Origin of the sequence: Bradyrhizobium algeriense (assembly GCF_003062295.1) — a bacterium.
GTDB lineage: Bacteria > Pseudomonadota > Alphaproteobacteria > Rhizobiales > Xanthobacteraceae > Bradyrhizobium > Bradyrhizobium algeriense.
In genome coordinates this window covers 1-17,997 of the sequence record NZ_PYCN01000023.1, presented here as the reverse complement: position 1 = coordinate 17,997, position 17,997 = coordinate 1, and the positions used below count along the sequence as shown (strand labels likewise).

17 protein-coding genes and 1 pseudogene are annotated in these 17,997 nt (G+C 61.7%); 13 read left to right on the top strand and 5 right to left on the bottom strand.

Translation table 11 applies throughout. From position 1 onward, the window contains the following. Positions 1–68: 68 nt before the first annotated feature. From sufB to C7G61_RS31210, 8 genes are all read left to right on the top strand, one after another. Positions 69–1,550: a Fe-S cluster assembly protein SufB gene (gene sufB, locus C7G61_RS31245; protein ID WP_108521136.1), complete on the top strand. Its 1,482-nt coding sequence runs from the start codon at positions 69–71 to the stop codon at positions 1,548–1,550. A 125-nt stretch (positions 1,551–1,675) separates the two neighbouring features. Next, entirely contained in the window at positions 1,676–2,428 is a 753-nt protein-coding gene (sufC, locus tag C7G61_RS31240) for a Fe-S cluster assembly ATPase SufC (protein ID WP_108521134.1), read from the top strand. 17 nt (positions 2,429–2,445) lie between these two features. Then, the gene (sufD, locus tag C7G61_RS31235) at positions 2,446–3,777 is read left to right on the top strand and encodes a Fe-S cluster assembly protein SufD (RefSeq protein ID WP_108521131.1); all 1,332 of its coding nucleotides are present in this window, start codon (positions 2,446–2,448) and stop codon (positions 3,775–3,777) included. Beyond that, entirely contained in the window at positions 3,774–5,021 is a 1,248-nt protein-coding gene (locus tag C7G61_RS31230) for a cysteine desulfurase (protein WP_108521129.1), read from the top strand. The genes sufD and C7G61_RS31230 overlap by 4 nt, the downstream gene beginning before the upstream one ends. Beyond that, a complete protein-coding gene (locus C7G61_RS31225) occupies positions 5,018–5,389 on the top strand; it encodes an SUF system Fe-S cluster assembly protein (protein ID WP_108521127.1) in 372 nt (123 codons plus the stop codon). The genes C7G61_RS31230 and C7G61_RS31225 overlap by 4 nt, the downstream gene beginning before the upstream one ends. Before the next feature lie 9 nt (positions 5,390–5,398). Beyond that, entirely contained in the window at positions 5,399–5,812 is a 414-nt protein-coding gene (locus C7G61_RS31220; protein ID WP_108521125.1) for a VOC family protein, read from the top strand. 129 nt (positions 5,813–5,941) lie between these two features. Beyond that, the gene (locus C7G61_RS31215; RefSeq protein WP_108521123.1) at positions 5,942–6,331 is read left to right on the top strand and encodes a HesB/IscA family protein; all 390 of its coding nucleotides are present in this window, start codon (positions 5,942–5,944) and stop codon (positions 6,329–6,331) included. Positions 6,332–6,357: 26 nt separating this feature from the next. Then, positions 6,358–6,804 carry a TfoX/Sxy family protein gene (locus tag C7G61_RS31210; protein WP_108521121.1) on the top strand — a complete coding sequence of 149 codons (447 nt, stop codon included), beginning with the start codon at positions 6,358–6,360 and terminating at the stop codon, positions 6,802–6,804. Between the two features lie 7 nt (positions 6,805–6,811). Here the strand turns inward: C7G61_RS31210 and C7G61_RS31205 are convergent, their stop codons facing one another. Continuing rightward, positions 6,812–7,879: a GGDEF domain-containing protein gene (locus tag C7G61_RS31205; protein WP_108521291.1), complete on the bottom strand. Its 1,068-nt coding sequence runs from the start codon at positions 7,877–7,879 to the stop codon at positions 6,812–6,814. Between the two features lie 128 nt (positions 7,880–8,007). Then, positions 8,008–9,531: a DEAD/DEAH box helicase gene (locus C7G61_RS31200; protein WP_108521119.1), complete on the bottom strand. Its 1,524-nt coding sequence runs from the start codon at positions 9,529–9,531 to the stop codon at positions 8,008–8,010. A gap of 385 nt (positions 9,532–9,916) precedes the next feature. Between C7G61_RS31200 and C7G61_RS31195 the strand changes: the two genes are divergently transcribed. Continuing rightward, complete coding sequence (locus tag C7G61_RS31195; RefSeq protein ID WP_108521116.1) at positions 9,917–11,419, top strand: caspase family protein; 1,503 nt, start codon at positions 9,917–9,919, stop codon at positions 11,417–11,419. Between the two features lie 804 nt (positions 11,420–12,223). Then, positions 12,224–13,492, top strand: a complete 1,269-nt coding sequence (locus C7G61_RS31190; protein ID WP_108521113.1) for an O-antigen ligase family protein — start codon at positions 12,224–12,226, stop codon at positions 13,490–13,492. A gap of 90 nt (positions 13,493–13,582) precedes the next feature. Here the strand turns inward: C7G61_RS31190 and C7G61_RS31185 are convergent, their stop codons facing one another. From C7G61_RS31185 to C7G61_RS31175, 3 genes are all read right to left on the bottom strand, one after another. Next, on the bottom strand, positions 13,583–13,813 hold the full coding sequence (locus C7G61_RS31185; protein WP_108521110.1) for a hypothetical protein: 231 nt from the start codon (positions 13,811–13,813) through the stop codon (positions 13,583–13,585). Between the two features lie 209 nt (positions 13,814–14,022). Continuing rightward, positions 14,023–14,319 carry a hypothetical protein gene (locus C7G61_RS31180; protein WP_190242051.1) on the bottom strand — a complete coding sequence of 99 codons (297 nt, stop codon included), beginning with the start codon at positions 14,317–14,319 and terminating at the stop codon, positions 14,023–14,025. Positions 14,320–14,563: 244 nt separating this feature from the next. Beyond that, positions 14,564–15,484 (bottom strand): LysR family transcriptional regulator, encoded by a 921-nt coding sequence (locus tag C7G61_RS31175; RefSeq protein ID WP_108521106.1) that lies wholly within the window; start codon positions 15,482–15,484, stop codon positions 14,564–14,566. Positions 15,485–15,619: 135 nt separating this feature from the next. Between C7G61_RS31175 and C7G61_RS31170 the strand changes: the two genes are divergently transcribed. The 3 genes and pseudogenes from C7G61_RS31170 to C7G61_RS31160 form a co-directional block, all read left to right on the top strand. Further along, entirely contained in the window at positions 15,620–16,582 is a 963-nt protein-coding gene (locus C7G61_RS31170) for a tripartite tricarboxylate transporter substrate-binding protein (RefSeq protein WP_108521104.1), read from the top strand. A gap of 34 nt (positions 16,583–16,616) precedes the next feature. Then, the gene (locus tag C7G61_RS31165; protein ID WP_108521102.1) at positions 16,617–17,777 is read left to right on the top strand and encodes a mandelate racemase/muconate lactonizing enzyme family protein; all 1,161 of its coding nucleotides are present in this window, start codon (positions 16,617–16,619) and stop codon (positions 17,775–17,777) included. Between the two features lie 105 nt (positions 17,778–17,882). Next, positions 17,883–17,997, top strand: a pseudogene (locus C7G61_RS31160) (IS110 family transposase); the annotation flags it as partial.

The following is a 17,997-nucleotide window of genomic DNA, read 5'->3' as shown; positions in this document are numbered from 1 at the left end:
CTGAAATGGTTCGTCACTGATTTGGAATTGTTCCACCGCGGTCCTTGAAACCGCGAGCGGAGGATGGAATGCCAGCCGTACAAGAGACGGTCGAGCGCGTGAAGCGCATCGACGTCGACCAGTATCGATATGGGTTTGAGACGCTGATCGAATCCGACAAGGCCCCCAGGGGGCTGTCGGAAGACACCGTCCGCTTCATTTCAGCGAAAAAGAACGAGCCGGCCTGGATGCTGGAATGGCGTCTGGAGGCGTATCGCCGCTGGCTGACCATGACCGAGCCGACCTGGGCCCGCGTCAATTATCCCAGGATCGACTACCAGGATCTCTATTACTACTCGGCGCCGAAGCCGAAGAAGCAGATCGGCTCGCTGGATGAGATCGATCCGGAAATCCTCAAGACCTACGAGAAGCTCGGCATCCCCCTGCGCGAGGTCGAAGTGCTGGAAGGCGTCGTCAGGCCGGAAGGCGAGCGCAGAATCGCGGTCGATGCCGTGTTCGACTCGGTTTCCGTCGCCACCACGTTCCAGAAGGAATTGAAGGCGGCCGGCGTGATCTTCATGCCGATCTCGGAGGCGATCCGCGAACATCCCGAGCTGGTGAAGAAGTATCTCGGCTCGGTCGTGCCGACCTCGGACAATTACTTCGCGACGCTGAACTCGGCGGTGTTTTCGGACGGCTCGTTCGTCTACGTGCCGCCGGGCGTGCGCTGCCCGATGGAGCTGTCGACCTATTTCCGCATCAACGAGCGCAACACCGGTCAGTTCGAGCGCACGCTGATCATCGCCGACAAGGGCGCTTATGTCAGCTATCTCGAAGGCTGCACCGCACCGCAGCGCGACGAGAACCAGCTGCATGCCGCCGTCGTCGAACTGGTCACGCTCGACGACGCCGAGATCAAATATTCGACGGTGCAGAACTGGTATCCCGGCAATTCCGAGGGCCTCGGCGGCATCTACAATTTCGTCACCAAGCGCGGCGACTGCCGCGGCAACAATTCAAAAATCTCCTGGACCCAGGTCGAGACGGGATCGGCGATCACCTGGAAGTATCCGAGCTGCATCCTGCGCGGCGACAATTCACGCGGCGAGTTTTATTCGATCGCGATCTCGAACGGTCATCAGCAGGTCGATAGCGGCACCAAGATGATCCATCTCGGCAAGAACACGACCTCCAGGATCATCTCCAAGGGTATCGCGGCCGGCGTGTCTCAAAACACCTATCGCGGCCTCGTCACCGCGCATCGGAAAGCGACCGGCGCGCGCAACTTCACCGCCTGCGACTCGCTCCTGATCGGCGACAAATGCGGCGCGCACACCGTGCCCTATGTCGAGGCGAAAAACTCGTCGGCGACCTTCGAGCACGAAGCGACGACGTCGAAGATCTCCGAGGACGTGCTGTTCTATTGCATCCAGCGCGGCCTCAGCCAGGAAGAAGCCGTCGGCCTCGTGGTCAACGGCTTTGTGAAGGACGTGCTGCAGCAACTGCCGATGGAATTCGCGGTTGAGGCACAGAAGCTGATCTCGATCTCGCTCGAAGGTTCGGTTGGGTAGGGCCTCATCCTGAGGAGGCCGCACAGCGGCCATCTCGAAGGATGGGAGGAAAGATTGTGGGCCACGTCCTTCGAGACGCGCCTATCGGCGCTCCTCAGGACGAGGGTAAAAAATGGAAAGACAAGATGTCATTGCTTGAAGTCAAAGATCTAAAGGTCCGTGTCGAGGATAACGAAATCCTCCATGGGCTGACGCTCACGGTGAACCCGGGCGAGGTGCATGCGATCATGGGGCCGAACGGCTCCGGCAAATCGACGCTGTCGCATGTGATCGCGGGCAAGCCGGGTTATGAAGTCACCGACGGCGAAATCCTGTTCAGGGGCGAAGACCTGCTGGAGATGTCGCCGGACGCGCGAGCCGCCAAGGGCGTGTTCCTGGCGTTCCAGTATCCGGTGGAGATTCCGGGCGTCGCGACCATGACGTTCCTGCGCACCGCGCTGAATGCCCAGCGTAAGGCGCGCGGCGAGAGCGAATATTCAACGCCGGACTTCCTGAAGAAGGTGCGCGAGGTCGCAAAGTCGCTGAACGTTCCGCAGGACATGCTTCGCCGCGGCGTCAATGTCGGTTTTTCCGGCGGCGAGAAGAAGCGCAACGAGATTTTGCAGATGGCGCTGTTCGAGCCGGCCGTTTGCATTCTCGATGAAATGGATTCCGGCCTCGATATCGATGCGCTCCGTGTCGCCGCCGACGGCGTCAACGCACTGCGTTCGCCCGACCGCGCCATGGTCGTCATCACCCACTACCAGCGGCTGCTGAACTACATCGTGCCTGACTTCGTGCACGTAATGTCGAAGGGCCGGGTCGTCAAAAGCGGCGGCAAGGATCTGGCGCTGGAGCTCGAGGCTTCCGGTTACGCGCAGTTCGAAGACGCAGCCTGACCGCGGATGGATTTGTGATGAATTTAGCGTTGGCAAAGAACGAGACCGGACGCGCGCTGAGCGACAGCTTCGCCATCGCGCGCGACCGGTTGCCGGGCACAGGCAGCGTGGCCGAAGCGAGAAGTGCTGCCTTCGAGGCCTATGACCGTGTGGGCCTGCCGCACCGGCGAATCGAGGACTGGAAGTACACCGATCTGCGCGCGCTGATGCGCGAAGTGCTGCCGTTGGCGCCTGCGCCGGATGCTGCCGCTCTGGCGCGGGCCGCTGCGGCAGTAAAGGTAAAGCCGCAGACGATCAAGGGCGTGCGCCGGCTGGTGCTGGTGGACGGCGTGTTCGCGCCAAAACTCTCCGAACTGGCCGGGCTCGAAAAGGGGCTCGCCGTCCGCACCCTGCGCGACGTGCTGGAGGCCGGCGAGGCTGCACTGCAGGCGCAGCTGTTCACGCCCGACAACGCTAATCCGATGGTGGCGCTCAACAGTGCGATGATGACCGACGGCGTGGTGATCGAGATCGGCAATGGCGTCGTGCTGACGCAGCCGCTGCATGTCATTCATATCGCCAGCGGCTCCGCGCCCGCGGCGATGTTCACCCGCTCGCTGTTGCGCCTTGGCAAGGACGCCGGCGCGACGCTGGTCGAGAGCTACATCGCGGCCGATGGCGCGACGGCCTATCAGGTCCACGACTCGCTGATCGTTACGATTGGCGACAATTCGCGGCTCGACCAGATTCGCCTGATCGAGGATGGCCGCGAGGCCGTTAATATTTCCTCCGCCGTGATTACGCTGGGCGCGCATGCGCACTTCAACACGTTTGGCATGACCTCCGGCGCCGCCGTCAGCCGCTATCAGGCGACCATTACGTTCGCCGGCGAACATTCCCGCGTGGAAACCAATGGCGTCAATCTGCTCAATGGCCGCCAGCACGCCGACACCACGCTGTTCATGGACCACGCGGTGCCGCATTGCGCCAGCCGCGAAGTGTTCCGCGCCGTCGCCGACGACCGCGGCCATTCGGTGTTCCAGGGCCGCATCATCGTGCGCCCGGATGCGCAGAAGACCGACGCCAAGATGATGACGCGGGCGCTGCTGCTGTCCGACGAGGCCGAGGCCGACAACAAGCCGGAGCTCGAAATCTTCGCCGACGACGTCACCTGCGGCCATGGCGCCACCACCGGCGCGCTCGACGAGAGCCTGCTGTTCTACCTGCGCGCCCGCGGCCTTTCCGAGAAGGAAGCCCAGGCGCTGCTGATCCAGGCGTTCGTGGGCGAAGCCATTGAATCGATCGTCAACGACGATCTGCGCGAACTCGCAATTGCAGCCGCGCAACGCTGGCTGGAGGCAAGGGGATGACAATGCATCCGGCGGTTTCCAACGGTGCATATGACGTCGCCCGCGTGCGGGAGGATTTCCCCGCGCTGGCGATGAAGGTCTATGGCAAGCCGCTGGTCTATCTCGACAACGCCGCCTCCGCGCAGAAGCCGACCGCTGTGCTCGATCGCATGACGGAAGCCTACAAGAGCGAATACGCCAACGTTCATCGCGGCCTGCATTACCTCGCCAATGCCGCGACCGAGGCCTACGAGGGCGCGCGCGGCAAGGTAGCAAAATTCATCAATGCGGCGCGTAGTGAAGAAATCATCTTCACCCGCAATGTCACCGAGGCCATCAACCTCGTGGCATCGTCCTGGGGCGAGCCCAACATCAAACCGGGCGACGAGATCGTGCTCTCGATCATGGAGCACCACTCCAACATCGTGCCCTGGCACTTCCTGCGCGAGCGCCATGGCGCCGTGATCAAATGGGCGCCGGTCGACGACGACGGCAATTTCCTGATCGAGGAATTTGAGAAGCTGCTGACGCCGCGCACCAAGCTCGTCGCCATCACCCAGATGTCGAACGCGCTCGGCACTTTCGTCCCGGTCAAGGAGGTCGTGAAGCTCGCCCATGACCGCGGCATTCCGGTGCTGGTCGACGGCGCGCAAGGCGCGGTGCATCTGCCGATCGACGTGCAGGACCTCGATTGCGATTTCTATGCCTTCACCGGCCACAAGATCTATGGTCCGACCGGGATTGGCGCGCTCTATGCCAAGCATGAGCACCTGGTGGCGATGCGGCCCTATAACGGCGGCGGCGAGATGATCCGCGAGGTGGCAAGGGATTGGGTCACCTATGGCGACCCACCGCACAAGTTCGAGGCCGGGACGCCGCCAATCGTCGAGGCGATCGGGCTGGGCGCTGCGATCGACTACGTCAATTCGATCGGCAAGGAGCGCATCGCCGCCCACGAGCACGATCTCTTGAACTACGCCCAGGATCGCCTGCGCGAAATCAATTCGCTGCGCCTGATCGGAACCGCGCGCGGCAAGGGACCGGTGATTTCCTTCGAGATGAAGGGGGCTCATGCCCATGACGTCGCGACCGTGATCGACCGGCAGGGCATTGCGGTGCGCGCCGGCACCCATTGCGTGATGCCGCTTTTAGAGCGGTTCAACGTCACAGCCACCTGTCGCGCGTCGTTTGGGATGTATAATACCCGGGAAGAAGTCGACCATCTGGCACAGGCGCTGATCAAGGCGCGGGAATTGTTCTCATGAGTGACACAGCCGAAGTCAAAACCGCCAACATGGAAACCATCTCGGCGCTGCCGCCCGAGGAGACCGAGCGGCTGGGAAGTGAAATCGTCGCCGCGCTGAAGACGGTTTTCGATCCGGAAATCCCGGCCGACATCTACGAGCTCGGCCTGATCTACAAGGTCGACCTCAAGGACGACCGCGGCGTCGACGTGATGATGACGCTGACCACGCCGAACTGTCCGGCGGCCGGCGAATTGCCGACCATGGTGGAGAACGCGATCGCCAGCGTTCCCGGCGTCGGCGTCGTCAATGTGAACCTGGTCTGGGATCCGGCCTGGACGCCGGATCGTATGTCCGACGAGGCGCGCCTCGTCCTCAATATGTGGTGAAGGGATCCGTTGCCTAAACTATCCGGTGTCATCGAGACTGCGCTTTACGTTGATGATCTCGATCGCGCTCGCGCATTTTATGAGAAGGTGCTCGGGCTTGTGCCGCTGACGGCCGACTCGCGATTTCTTGCCTATGATGTTGGCGGCCGCAGCGTGTTGCTGCTCTTTCTCCGCGGTTCGGCGCCCGAGCCGATCCAACTACCCGGCGGGACCATTCCGCCGCATGACGGCAGTGGCCCTGTTCACATGGCCTTTGCCATTGCGGCGACTGAGCTGCCAATATGGGAAAAGTCGCTTGGTGAGCACAATGTCGCAATCGAAGGCAGGACGGACTGGCCGCGCGGCGGAAAAAGCATCTATTTTCGCGACCCGGACAATCACCTGCTGGAATTGGCGACACCGGGAATTTGGGCGATTTACTAGGATGCTTGCAGCTGGTTTCGACGGGTTCTGATCGAGTTCATGACGAGAGACCTTCACAGCGGGAATTTCGTTGTTATTTTAATGGCAAGATAGTTCGTCGCCATGATGCGACGCGGGAGATCGACTGCAATGGATACCACCGTCCAGTCTTCCAAGCCGAAGCCGCGGCCGCGCCCGCAGGTCATGAAACTGACCGAGGCAGCCGCGCAGCGGATTACGGAACTGACCAAGCGCGCCGATTCCGAGATCGTCGGGCTTCGCGTCGGGATCAAGAACGGCGGCTGCGCCGGCCAGTCCTACACGGTGGAATATGCCCATGAGGTCCGCCCGACCGACGAGGTGGTCGAGGACCGCGGCGTGAAGATCCTGGTCGATCCCAAGGCGGTGTTGTTCCTGCTCGGCACCGAGATGGACTACAAGGCCGACAAGATGCAGGCCCAGTTCATCTTCAACAATCCGAACCAGGTCTCCGCCTGCGGTTGCGGCGAGTCGGTGCAACTGACGGCCGCGAAGGTCTAACGACCGCATCGCCGGGGCGGTGAGCGATGGACCGTGATTTCCTGATCGACCTGTTTGCCGATTTCGGCCCGGTCACCATCCGCAAGATGTTCTCCGGATTCGGCATCTCCGCCGACGGCACCAATTTTGCGCTCGCGCTGCGGGCCGGGCTTTATTTCCGTGCCGATGACCAGACCATTCCGCAATTCGAGGCGGAGGGCTCGCAGCCGTTTCAGTATCAAACGCGCGCCAAGACCGTCACTGTGAACTCATACTGGCAGTTGCCGGCGCGGCTGTTCGACGATTCCGAGGAATTGGCCGATTGGGCGAGGGCGGCGCTGGCCGCTGCGCAACGCGCGGCGTTACGCAAGCGGCCGAAGGCGCGCAAGGTGGCGAAGCCGAAGGTTTCGAGCAAGGCTGCGAGCAAGCCGGCTGTTGGCCGTAAGCCGGCGGCGAAGCGGCCGGCAGCGAAGAAGAAGGCGACGCGCCGGTAGTTGGCGCTCAGGCTACCTGGCTGCGGGTCTCGGCGGCGTACTCGGGATCGACTTCGCAGATCACGCGGTTGCGGCCGTTACGCTTGGCGGCGTAGAGGCAGGCGTCGGCGCGCTCGATCAATGAATCCGTATCATCGTCCGGTTTCAGCATGGAGACGCCGACGGAGATGGTGACGCGGCCGAGAATTTCGCCAGTGGATTTCTTCTTCAATTCCTTCGCCATCACGGCGCGGCGAATGTGGTCGGCGACTGTCAGCGCCTGGCGCAGCGCCGTGTTGGGCAGCACCACCGCAAATTCCTCGCCGCCATAGCGGGCGGTGATGTCTTGGCCCTTGATGGTCTGTTTCAGCGACATTGCAACCAGCCGCAGCACCTGATCGCCGGTGAGATGGCCGTAGGAATCGTTGAACGATTTGAAGTGGTCGATGTCGAACATCATCAGCGACAGCGGCTCGCCGCTTGCCAGCGCCGCCCGCACCGCCATCTCGATCGAGCGGTCGAAATATTTGCGGTTGCCTAATCCGGTCAGCGGATCGGTCAGGCTCTCGGCGCGGATCGCCTCGAGGCTGTGCTGAAGATTGCTGATCTCGGCTTTCGACAGCGCCAGCCGGCTTTCCAGCGCCTTGTTGGTCTCGCGCATCTCGCGGGTCGATTTCACGAGGCCGTCGACGACCGCCTTGATCTGTTCGCGGGTCTTTGCAGTCCTGAGTTTCTCGTTCGCGCCGTTCAGCTTGGCGTCGTAGCTCTCGGACATCCCGAGCGCCTCGGTGATCAGGTTCATCACGTCGTCGATTTCGCCGATCACGCGCGCGCCGACCTTGTCGATGCGGTCGGAGGCCTTGATGTGGGAGAGGTAGGTTTCGTAGATCTGTTCGAGATCGGACTCGCTCAGTCGGCCGTTGCGCGCCAGCGTCTCGTTGATGATCTTGTTGAGGGGGGCATTGTATCCGGTCGCGTAGACATACCAGATTTCGTAATTGCGCGGGACCGCGGTTTGCCGGAGGGATTTGATCTGGCCCAACGCGACTTCGGCAAACGCCAAAGTGCGTTCGTGTTCGTCCAGCAGCTTGACCACTGATCCGTCCCCAATATCGAGCAAGCGCTCGTTGCCGTGCCGCAATGATTAAATTATCGGCGGCAGGTTAATGGAGGAGAATGAACGGCCGGTAAACGGTTCCGGCCGTTGGGTCGTGCCGAGTTCGTTCAGACGCGGGCGCGAACCGGCCGCAGCAGGAACGCCGGAAGATGCGAGTGATCGGCGGGCTCCGATTCAACATCGCGCTGGGCGCGCCGCGGTTCCGGACGACCGATCGAGGGCACGCGCGAAGGCTGCGCAGGGGCGGGCGGCGTGAAGGAAGCGGCCGCTGCCTGCGGCTGCGGGCCGGCACTGCGGCCTGCGCCCTTGGCATGCCGCGGTTCGCGCTCGCCGCTCCTGTCGGAATCCCTGGCGGGACGCGGCTCGCGTTCGCTGCCATCGCTACCCTTGGCAGCACGTGGCTCGCGTTCACGTCGCGGCTTGCGGCCGCCGCGTGAACCTTCCCGAGATCCCTCGCGTGAACGGTGGGGCTGGTCGGTCTCGTCGGAGGCAGCCGACTGCACGGCATAATCGCCTTCGGCGGCAGGAATGGTCTGGCCGATCAGCCGTTCGATCGCAGAAATCGATTTGCTGTCGAGCGGGCTGACGATCGAGATCGCGGTGCCGGCGCGACCGGCGCGTCCGGTACGGCCGATGCGATGCACGTAATCGTCGGCATGATGCGGCACGTCGAAATTGAAGACGTGGCTGACAGCGGGAATATCGAGGCCGCGGGCCGCGACGTCGGAGGCCACGAGCAACGGTATCTCACCCTTGCGGAACTGATCGAGCGCTGCGGTGCGCGCCGACTGGTCCATGTCGCCATGCAGGGCACCGACGCTGAAGCCGTGCTTCTGCAGCGATTTGTAGACGACGGCGACTTCGCGCTTGCGGTTGCAGAAGATGATCGCGTTGTTGAGATCCTTGGCGTCACGCAAGAGGCGGCGAAGAATTTCGCGTTTCTCATGCGGCTCGCGGCCGCCGCGAACCTGGAACTGCGACACGCCTGTCGCGGTTGTGGCGGGTTTCGAGACTTCGATCCGCTCGGGATTATGCAGGAAGTCTTGGCTGATGCGGCTGATTTCCGGCGGCATCGTCGCGGTGAAGAACAGGGTTTGCCGCGTGAACGGCACCAGCTTGCAGACGCGTTCGATGTCGGGGATGAAGCCCATGTCCAGCATGCGGTCGGCTTCGTCGATGACCAAGAGTTCGACACCGGTGAGCAAGAGACCGCCGCGTTCGGTGTGGTCGAGCAGGCGGCCGGGGGTCGCGATCAGGACGTCGACGCCGCGGGTCAGTTTACTGTCCTGGTCGCCGAACGAGACGCCGCCGATCAGGAGCGCAACGTTGAGTTTCTGGCCGATGCCGTATTTGTCGAAATTCTCTTTGACCTGGGCGGCGAGTTCGCGGGTCGGTTCGAGGATCAGGGTGCGGGGCATTCGCGCCCGGGCGCGGCCCTTTTCCAGCATGGTGAGCATGGGCAGGACGAAGGCGGCGGTCTTGCCGGTGCCGGTCTGGGCGATGCCGAGAACATCGCGGCGCGCCAGAACGTGCGGAATTGCCTGTTCCTGGATGGGGGTAGGGGTGGTGTAACCGGTGGCCGCAACCGCGGCGAGGACCTTATCGGAAAGTCCGAGATGGGAAAAAGACATTGAGCCTCTAGTCGACACCGCCGTTCGGAATCGAGGGTAAAAAGGCTGTCGCGTTTTGCCCCGAAACGGCGCGCTTTTGAAAAGCTGGGGGCTCTGACTTACGCAGACGAGCGGCTAACCTAGAGAATCGCGTTTCGATCCAAGGCCGCGTTGAGCCGGAACATAGGGGCGAAATGGCCAAAGTCAATCTGGGAACGGCCATATCGCCGAAAAAGCTTAATGTTTTCGCACGAATAACGGCCAAAACCGTCATTTGGGCGTCAAATAGGGCCGCTGTATTCCTGACAACGGTGGCCGTTGAACCGTGGGCATTGGGATGCCGACTATGGCATGAAGTGGCTTCGCACGGCCCAAACCAGGACCATTCGTGCGCTGGGGGAATTCGATGAAGGCTTGGCTTTCCAGATTGATCGCGGTGACGAGCCTTGCAGGTTGCATCGCGGCGTTTGCCGCGCCCGCGCATGCGGAAAAGCGCGTCGCGCTCGTGGTCGGCAACAACGACTACCGGAACGTGCCCAAGCTGCAGAAGGCGGTCAACGACGCCCGCACCATGGGCGATACGCTGAAGCAGCTCGGCTTCACGGTGATGGTGGCGGAAAACCAGAACCGGCAGGCGTTCAGCCAGACCCTGCTCGCGTTCGACAAGGCGGTCGATGCTGGCGACACCGCGTTCTTCTTTTTTGCCGGCCACGGCTTCGAAATCGCCGGCCAGAATTTCCTGCTGCCGACCGACGTGCCGGCGGCGACCGAAGGCCAGGAAGAGCTGGTACGCGACGCCTCGGTCCTCGCCGACCGCATCATCGAGCGGCTGCAGAACCGCAACGTGCGCACCGCCATCCTGGTGTTCGACGCCTGCCGCAACAATCCGTTCGAGCGTGCCGGCACGCGCGCGATTGCCGGCCGCGGCGGCCTTGCGCCGATGACGCAATTGCCGGAAGGCGTGTTCTCGATCTTCTCGGCCGGGCCGCGGCAGACCGCGCTCGACCGGCTCTCCAATGACGATGCCAATCCCAATTCGGTGTTCACGCGTACCTTTGCCAAGGAGCTGACGCAGCCCGGCGCGAACCTCGTCCAGGTCGCGCAGCGGACGCGGCGGGCGGTCAGCGAACTGGCGGAGACGGTTCGCCACAAGCAGATCCCGGTCTATTTCGACCAGATGGTCGACGACGTGTTCCTGAACGGTCTGGCGAGCAAGGCGCAGCCGGAAGCGGCGGCGAAGCCTGCCGAACAGCTGCCAAAGCTGGCGGCGTTGCCGCCGGTGCAGCAACTCAAGCCGCAGAACGATTCCGTCAACGCGCCGATCGCGATGTTCTCGCGCCACAATGGCGGCTGGACCGTGGTGTTCTCGATCGCCGACCCGACGCTCGGCATTTCCTGGCGGCTGGGGGACAGCGGCAATTTCCGCGAAACCGGCTTCATGGATACGCTCGACCCGCGGACCCGCAAGCGGATGCCCAATCCGTCGGTCGAATTGCCGGCCGATGCGCCGGCGGCCATCATCCAGGTGCGCTATGTCGACACCAATGGCGAGTTGCAGGGCCCGTTCCCGATCCGCTTCGACCCCGAGGCCGCCCTGATCCGCGACCAGCGCAAGATCCTCGACATGACCGCGACGAGCTGGCTGTCGTTCCGCGAATTCAACGGCCTCTTGGTCTACTACACGCATCTGATGTCGTATCGCTGCGCGATCCGCGAAGTGCGCATCGGCATCGACTCTACGGTACCCGACAAGGTTCTGAAGATGCCGCCATGCGATCCCCGGGATCCCAGCGTCATTCCGCACGAAGCGACGCCGTACCTGAAGCTCGCGCCGCAGACGAAGTCGGTTTCGGTGGAGCTGACTTATCGCGACGGCAGCGTCTCGGAGATCAAGAGTTTTAGGCGGTAGGACATTGGGGCCCTTCGAGACGACCGCTTCGCAGCCTCCTCAGGGTGAGGGGACAGAGCGTAGCGTGGCTGCTTCCACGTCATTGCGAGCGAAGCGAAGCAATCCATTCTTTCTTTTCGCGGCGCCATGGATTGCTTCGCTTCGCTCGCAATGACGTTGATGCAGTTTCGCATTCTCGCGACGCATTGCGCCCGAGGCTTGCATGAACCTTCTCTCCAACGAGAGGGAGCGGGGAATGCCGGTGCTTGCTGCACCATGGCTCAATCGATCCGGTCGGACCGAAGTCGCCACCGACAGCTTGGCACCAGCCACGGGTGTCGGGACCACACGGTTTTGCCGTACGCGTATAGCGCCGTTCGTTTTGCGCGCCGTGAACCGCTCATGAGGCTCAACTCGCCCTGCGATCACATCTGCGCGCCGGCGCTCTCGCGTCCACCGCATCCCGTCCCGCGTTCGTGACGACGCGCGATCCGCCCCTCTTGTCGAGACGGGACAGCGCGGAAATAGCCGCTGATTTGGGTCGGATGGAAAGCGGAATATTTTTGCTCAGGAGGCTGGATGACCCAAATCAGCCTGAAATTATCCAATAAAACGCCGTTTGCGCGCAGCGATAGTAGGAGCCTTTCGAGGGCGGGGCGTGCCGCAAGGCGATGTCGCGCGGATAGGTAGTATTTGTTGAGTATGCGTATGTATACGGGTATTTCAGATGACCTTTCGAAAGCCGAGCCGATCGCGCTGGGACCGCGTCCGCCAGCATCGCTGCCGTTTCTTCCTTGCAGATCATGATCGAGTGGCAGGTGTGCGATGTCAGAGCTGACCGCTCCCGTCGTACGGCCGGGATTTTCTGAACTCATCGGCGCGTGGCCGGAATCCCGGCTCTGGCTTCTCAGCGTCGATCTTTACCCGGCACTGGCCGGCGCTTCGCTTCCGTGGTCGACGACGGCGGTTTCCATTTTCATGGTGCTGTGGATGCTCGCGGTTCTTCCCACGATCCATTGGCCGGCACTTTTCGAGTCGTTGCGTGCACCAGCCAGCTTCCTGCCGCTGGCCTTCTTCGCACTGGCGACCGCGGGCCTGTTCTGGACCGAGGACACCTGGCCGGTCGGAATTCAAGGCGTCGTGCCCGTCGCAAAGCTGCTGGCGGTGCCGCTTCTCCTCTACCACTACGAACGCTCCCAGCGCGGGCATTGGGTGCTGTTCGCGTTCCTGGCTTCCTGTGTCCTGCTGATGGGATTGTCATGGGTGACATACTTCGCCGACTGGAAAGCCTCCTCGCCGGGTGCGCTGGCTGGAGTCCCCGTCAGAAACTACATCGATCAAAGCCACGAATTCGCGCTGTGCCTGTTTGTCATGGCGCCGCTGATCTTGTGGTTCGCGGCGAACGGTCATCGCGCGTGGACCTTGGCTTTCGCAGCCGTCATGTTGGGCTTCTACCTCGACATGCGGTTTGTCGCGACATCGCGAACGGCATACGCCTACTTCCCTGTCCTGTTGATCCTCTTTGCCGTCAAATATCTGAATCGCAGACACGCGATTTGTTTTCTGATGCTTGCGGCAGTTGTCGAGTTCGGCGTTCTGCTCTCATCACCCTATTTGCGTGACCGGATCGGGCGCACGGTGCAGGACTACAAGGTGGATCGCGACACCAGTGCCGCGACGTCGAATGGCCTGCGACTGGCGTATTGGCGCGTTTCCATCAGGTCGATTTCCGAGGCGCCGGTTTTCGGGCACGGCACTGGATCAACCCAGCAGCTTTTCAGCCGCGAAGCTGAAGGCAAGAGCGGCGAATGGGGCAACATCATCCGCAACCCTCATAACCAGACACTTTACGTCGCAATCCAGTGGGGCGTGCTCGGTTGCCTCGTGCTCTATGCGATGTGGTACTTCCATCTGCAGCTGTTTCGGGAATCCCTTTTTGCATCGTGGATCGGCCTGGTGATCGTGGTTCAGAACTTCATCAGTTCGCTGCTCAATTCCCACCTGTTCGACTTCCACGAAGGGTGGATATACGTGCTGGGCGTTGGTGTCGCGGGCGGTATCGTCGCTCGCGCGCAACGCCCGGGTACAGGTTGAAGCCGTCGTGGAGATGCTGGACCCGTTCTCGACAGCCTCCGCTCGACGTCGATGTTGCCATGAGCCGTTCAATCTCGCCGCAATCGCGGATCAGCCGCAGACGCGCACCCGGCGGACCCGCCAGCCATGGCCGTCCCAGAAACGCTGAGTCACCCATTCGCAACTGCCAAAATCGTCGTATGGCCCGCGACCTGCTCCGTAAGGGGCGGGCTCAATATAGCGGCCCGGAGCGGAGACGCCCCGCTGTGCGCTTGCGGGCGTCGCGGCGAGCGAACCGGCAATCGTTGCGACCGCGACAAAGGCAGCAAATGTCTTCTTCATTCCAGGCCCTCTTGTGCGTGCATGCATGCGGCCACGCGACAGCCGCACCACCAAAGAAGCTAAGAAATTCCAGCCGTTACCTGTCAACCCTCAGCGGGCCAATGTATCAGGTCAACTGAGTGCATTGATAGGGGCCGGCTTCGAGTTGCTTGTTGCAAAGCCTGATGTCCATTGTGCGTCAATCGCGCCATTTTGACCGTCGGCCGACATTACGCATCAGATTCCATATTCACCAAGATTTCCCCGGCGATGATTTCCGGGTCTCCAAGATCAAGGTCATGCAGGCTTGCTTGAACAAACTCCCGGACTTTATCGTTCGCCGCATTGGCGCTTTCGCGGTCCTCGAATATCATCACAGCGACACCGACGCCCGCGCCCCCATCCATTACATAATACGATCTGAATCCGCGCGATTCCCTCAGGATCTGACCAATGCCGCTTTTGGCGCGGCGGGCAGCATCCGCAACCGAATGAACCTTGGTGTACTTTCGAATGAACATGTACATGAGGCCACCCATGCGTCTCAGTTCCAGCCCCAAGGCATCAAACCATATCGGGCCGTTGCTGGACTAGGGCCAATTTCCGTGATGGGCCATTCGCGTCGGTTTGGCCGCGTACCGATGACTTCCGGTCTACCCCCATAAACAGACATCGTTACCGTGCGTCGGGATGTCTCAAATGTGCTAGAAGCGGACGCTGGACCGCTTCTTTACCCGTTGGAATGTGCTCCGAACGGCGTGCGCGACGAGACTATTTAGAGCGACCTGACCGACGCGGTTGAATGCGTTCGGAAGAAGACAGACTCTGAACCAACAATTGCGCCGGTAGGCTCAGGCCTTTCTCACGCACTAAAACGACGAACTGGCGCTTGGCCCATTTATCGCTGAGGGGGATCACCTTGAGCCCTAGCGCCTGCTGAATCGCGCTCGCCTCCTCAGCGGGTACAATCGCCACTGCCAATTGGGCCGCCACGATCCGGTAAGCGGCGTCAACGGTCGAGACCTGGATGCGGTAGCGCATCTGCTTGCCGGCGGCGGCCGCAGCACTGCGCTGGGTCGTCTGCATGATGCTGCGAGCGACGATGTCGACATGCTCGTAGTCAATCGTGTCGACGAAGGAGACAGAACGTTTTCTCGCCAATGGATGGGCGGGATGGACGACTACCGCAAGATGGTCGCGGTGATATGGCAAGGTCCGCAGGCCGCGCATGTCGACGGCGTCCCAACACACTCCGATATCGGCGCGCCCTTCCTCAACGCCGCGCACCACTTCCCAGATTTCGCGCTCCTCCAGGCTGACGCGTACGTCGAGATAGCGTTGCGCGAACAGGCTGATATCTTCCGGCAGGAATTGCGCCACCGCCGATTTACTGCCGAAGACACGCACGTGCCCTTGCACTCCCTCGGCAAACGCACCCATTTCTGCCTGCATCCGGTCGAGCAATTGCAGCGATTCCCGCGCATAGCGGCACAGCACCTCCCCCGCCGCCGTCACCGCAACGCCGCGCCTGCCGCGTTCGAGCAAGGTGACGCCTGCGGCTTCCTCCATCTGGCTGATGCGCTTGCTCACCGCGGACGGCACGATCGCCTCGCGCCGGGCGGCTGTGGCGATGTTGCGTTCCTCGCAGACCGCGATGAACAGCCGCAACGAAACGGGATCGAAATTTCGCATGATCTGTCCTGCCGTCAGATTTAGACATCTTATATGAGAATAGCTGAGGTGAAAATTTACCATTTCTGAGATGGCTGACAAGTCGGCAGTTTCACCTACATTGGGTGGATCAAAAAATGATCCTGGGAGATATTCATGCGTGCGGTTGTGTGTGCTTCTTTGCTGTTCTTGACGGCGTCTGCGGCGATCGCCCAGGATTTCCCCAAGCGGCCCATCACCATGATCGTGCCTTTTGCCGCCGGAGGCCCTACCGACACCGTGGCGCGCGTGACGGCCGAGAACATGGGCCGTCTGCTCGGACAGCAGGTGATTGTCGAGAACGTCGCCGGCGCGGGCGGCACTCTGGGCAGCAATCGGGTCGTCCGTGCTGAGCCCGACGGCTATACGCTTCTACTTCATCATCTCGGACTGGCCACAGCCGTCACGCTGTATCGGAAGCTTCCGTTCGATCCGACCACCGACCTGAAGCCTGTCGGCGTCGTGTCCGATGCCAACATGGCAATCATTGCGCGCCCGGACTACGCCCCGAATACGCTGGCCGAAGTCATTGCAGACATCAAGGCCCGAGGCGATCACGTCACCTTCGCGCATTCGGGCCTGGGTGCGGCGTCGCAGCTTTGCGGTATGCTATTCATGGCGGCTGTTCAGAAGCAGATGAACGTCGTTCCATTCCGCGGAGGCGGCCCGGTTCTTCAGGCGCTGATGGGGAAGCAGATAGATCTTGGGTGCGAACAAGCCACGACCGCCGCGCCGCTGGTCCAGGCCAACAGCGTGAAGTCTTACGCCGTCACCAGCGCCAAGCGGCTGCCATCGATGCCTAACGTGCCCACCTCGGCCGAGGCCGGCCTGCCTGGCATGGAGATTAGCGTTTGGCATGGTATCTATGTGCCAGCGAAAACGCCCGATCCTATCGTGCAGGTGCTAACCAAAGCCTTGGCCGAGGCGCTCAAAAATCCGGCGCTGGCCAGCAGGTTCGCGGATATCGCGACCGATCCGACGCCGGACAAGGCAACGCCGCAAATCCTTCGTGAAACGCTGAAGAGCGAGATTGAGCGCTGGCGTCCGATGATCAACGCAGTCGGCCAATACGCCGATTAAGCTTCCGCCCCCTCCGATAAGGACACATCCTTTCATGCGCATTGTCGACATCCGGGAGCGTACCGCTCCGATATCTTCTCCCATCGCCAACGCCTTCATCGACTTTTCGAAGATGACGCTGAGTCTGGTTGCCGTGGTCACCGACGTCATCCGCGATGGCCGGCCAGTCATCGGCTACGGTTTCAACTCGAACGGTCGCTACGGGCAGGGAGGGTTGATCCGCGAGCGTTTCGCGCCGCGCGTGCTGACGGCTGCGCCGGACAGCCTGCTTGACGAAGGTGGCCTTCTGGATCCCGGCAAAATCTGGGCGGCCATGTTCACTAACGAGAAGCCGGGCGGACATGGCGAGCGTTCGGTCGCCATCGGCACGATCGATATGGCGGTGTGGGACGCCGTCGCCAAGATTGCGAGCAAGCCCCTATTTCGACTCTTGGCGGAACGCGCCAAAGTGCAGGCCAACCCGCGTGTCTTCGTCTATGCGGCCGGCGGTTACTACTATCCAGGCAAGGGCCTCGAAGGCCTGGCAGCGGAGATGCAAGGGTATCTCGACCGCGGCTACACGGTCGTGAAGATGAAGATCGGCGGCGCGCCGCTCTCGGACGACTGCAGGCGCATCGAAACCGTCTTGAGAATGTTACCTGCGGGCTGCAAGCTCGCCGTCGACGCCAACGGCCGCTTCGATCTCGATACTGCGGTGGCTTATGCGAAGGCGCTGCGCCAATACGATCTGTTTTGGTACGAGGAAGCTGGCGATCCGCTGGATTATGAGTTGCAAGCGAAGCTGGCCGAGCACTATCCCGGCCCGATGGCCACCGGCGAAAACTTGTTCTCGATGCAGGATGCCCGCAACCTGATCCGCTACGGCGGCATGCGGCCTGATCGGGACTGGCTGCAGTTCGACTGCGCGCTGAGCTACGGGCTGGTCGAGTACTTGCGCACGCTGGAAATGTTGAAGAGCTACGGCTGGTCGTGGAGCCGCTGCATTCCACACGGCGGACACCAAATGTCGCTCAACATCGCAGCGGGGCTCGGGCTCGGCGGTAATGAATCATATCCCGATCTGTTCCAACCGTATGGGGGATTCCCCGATGGGGTGCGGGTGGAAGCCGGGCATGTCACCATGCCGGAGCTTCCGGGCATCGGCTTCGAAGGCAAGTCCGACCTGATTACCGAAATGCGAAGCCTAGCGTCGTAAGCGAAATATGTAGCCCGCGCCCTTGGTCCGCTAATGGAATGGTCCGGCCGTGCTCCGGCCCTGCCAGTACGAGAAACTGGCAAGGGGCGCTCAGAGGAGCACGCCATGTCTCAGAAACTCAACGCAGCGATCGCCGTGATCGGCATCGATATCGGCAAGAACTCGTTCCACCTCGTGGGTCATGATGACCGCGGCGCCATCGTGCTGCGGCAGAGGTGGT